2 protein-coding genes are annotated in these 2492 nt (G+C 72.0%); both read right to left on the bottom strand.

Translation table 11 applies throughout. The features are described 5' to 3' along the window. Positions 1-23: 23 nt before the first annotated feature. The gene (locus DQW06_RS23420) at positions 24-545 is read right to left on the bottom strand and encodes a hypothetical protein (protein WP_013153216.1); all 522 of its coding nucleotides are present in this window, start codon (positions 543-545) and stop codon (positions 24-26) included. Between the two features lie 224 nt (positions 546-769). Then, positions 770-2155, bottom strand: coding sequence for an amino acid permease (locus DQW06_RS23415; protein WP_019607156.1), 1386 nt, complete (start codon positions 2153-2155; stop codon positions 770-772). Positions 2156-2492 lie beyond the last annotated feature (337 nt).

Here is a 2492-nt window from a genome sequence, read left to right as displayed (position 1 = left end):
GCCGGACCCCGGACGTCCCTGTCTCAGGCCCGGTGCCGGGGGGTGTGGGGCACCGACTCGGCCGCACCGCGCGTGCCCCGGGGGTCCGGCTCGTCCTCGTACAGGCCCTCGAAGTACTCCTCCTCCTCGGTGGGGCCCTCATCATCCTCACGGCGCCAGCGCTGCCCCACGAACACCGGGGCCACCAGCACCACCACCAAGGGCACGAACACCCCCAACGGCAGCAGCACCAGGGCGCCCTCGGTCCCGGGCAGCTGCGGCAACCGCTCCAGCAGGTACATCCGCCACACCGCCAGGCCGCTCAGCGACCCCACCGCCAGCGCCGCGCCCAGCGGCAGCATCGGCGTCAACCGCGGCGGCACCGCCACCATCGCCACCAACAGCCCCATACCCACCAACCCGGCCACCGCCAGGGGCCCCGAACCCTGCAGGGCGCCCAGACCGACCGCGTGCAGACCGCGCAGGTGGGTGAACGCCCACCCCGCCAGCAGGACCAGCAGCGGACCCAGGATCAGACCGGACAGGAAGCCGACGAAGTGTCGCACGGGGGTGCTCCTCTCAGAGGTTGCGCAGCACCCTAGCGACAAAACCCAGAAACGGCATCACATCACCTCAAGACGGGCATCCGTTCCGGGGGAGGGAACCGTATCCACGGCAACGGGGCCCCGCCCCCACCGGGAGCGGAGCCCCGCCAGACCGCCGCGTCGGTCGAAGCCCGGGCCGGAACCGCCACCGCGACCCCCGCCCGACCACCGTTCCCCGAAGCGCGCTAGTCGGCGCCCGGGTGACGGCGCAGCGCCTCCGCGTCGGGCCGGTCGGGCACCGCCAGCACCCGGTCCGTGGGCGGCGTACGCCCCCACCGGCGCCGGAACTCATAGGCCACCAGCGCCACCACCACCGACCCCACCGACGCCAGCAGCGCCTGACGCTGGTCGGGGATGACCACCATCGCCACGAAGATCGTCACCAGACCCCCCAGCACCACCCACGTCAGGTACGGGAACGCCCACATCCGCAGGGTCAGCCGCTGCGGCTCACGCCGACGCACCCGCGCCCCCACCACCAGCTGCGAGGCGCAGATGGTCAGGAACAGCACCAGCAGGATCGCGCCGATGGAGGCCACCAGGAACGGGAACACCCGGTCGGGCCACAGGTAGTCGGCCACCGCCGCCCCGTACCCCACCACGGTGCCGAGCAGGATCGCCCGCACCGGCACACCCCGCCGGTTGGTCCCGCGCAGCACCCGCGGGGCGTCCCCCTGCCGGGTCAGCGTGAACAGCATCCGCGAGGAGGTGTACATCGCCGCGTTCAACACGCTCAGCACCGCGATGAGGACCACGATCTCCATGATCAGCGCCGCCCCGGGCACACCCACGTGCTCCATCACCGCCACGAACGGGCTGCGCCCCGGATCCACGCTGTTCCACGGCAGCACCATCACCACCACCACGATCGAGGCCACATAGAACAGCCCGATCCGCCAGAGCACGTTGGTCACCGCCGAGGCCACACCGCGCTCGGGCTCGGAGCTCTCGCCCGCGGCCACGGTGATGATCTCCACCCCGCCGAAGGCGAACAGCACCACCACCGTGGCGGCCAGCACCGCCACCCACCCGTTGGGCGCCACCCCGCCGTGCTCCCACAGGTTGGCCACACTGGAGCCGTCCGCGCCGCTCCACAGACCCACCGCCCACAGGCCGCCGATCAACAGGAACGCCACGATCGTGGCCACCTTCACCAACGAGAAGAACGACTCGGTCTCGGCGAACACCCGCACCGACACCAGGTTGGCCACCGTCATCGACAACAGCACCAGCAGCGCCAGCGCCCACCCGGGCACCCCCGGCACCCACTGGCCCAGGATCGCCGCACCGGCCACCGACTCCGCGGCCACCAGCACCGCGTACATCCACCAGTACACCCACCCGATGGTGAAACCGGCACGGGGACCGAAGGCCAGGCGGGCGTAGTCGGAGAAGGAGCCCCCGGCCGGGACCGCCACCACCATCTCACCCAGGGCGCGCAGGGTGAAGAACACCAGCGCCCCCGCCAGGACGTAGGAGAGCACCGCCGCCGGGCCCGCCATCTGGATGACCGACCCGGAGCCGATGAAGAGCCCGGCGCCCACCGAACCGCCGATCGCGATCAGCGCCATGTGGCGGCGCCGGAGCGAGTGGGCCAGTCCGGCACCGAGGGTCTGCGTTTGGTTGGCCGCGCTCGGGGGCGGCGTCGCACTGCTTGTCACCTGGCCAACCTTAGGCAGCATCCCACCCCCTGGACAGGACCGGCCCCTCAAAAAACAGCGGATGACCCCATCATGTGCCATATGCAACAGTCACCGACGGGCCCTCACCTCCCGCGAAACGCCCACCGCACCCAACCCGGGCCCCGCTCACCCCGCACGCGGGGGACACACGGGGGAGGGGCGCCCGTCAACACCACACCGGGCGACGCCCGGGCCGCGAACACACCCCACCCCCGAACACACCCCC

The sequence above is a fragment of the Nocardiopsis sp. TNDT3 genome, from assembly GCF_003427465.1.
GTDB classification, from domain to species: Bacteria; Actinomycetota; Actinomycetes; order Streptosporangiales; family Streptosporangiaceae; genus Nocardiopsis; species Nocardiopsis dassonvillei.
The sequence above is the reverse complement of the archived record's forward strand: the minus strand, read 5'-3'. Positions and strand labels throughout refer to the sequence as shown.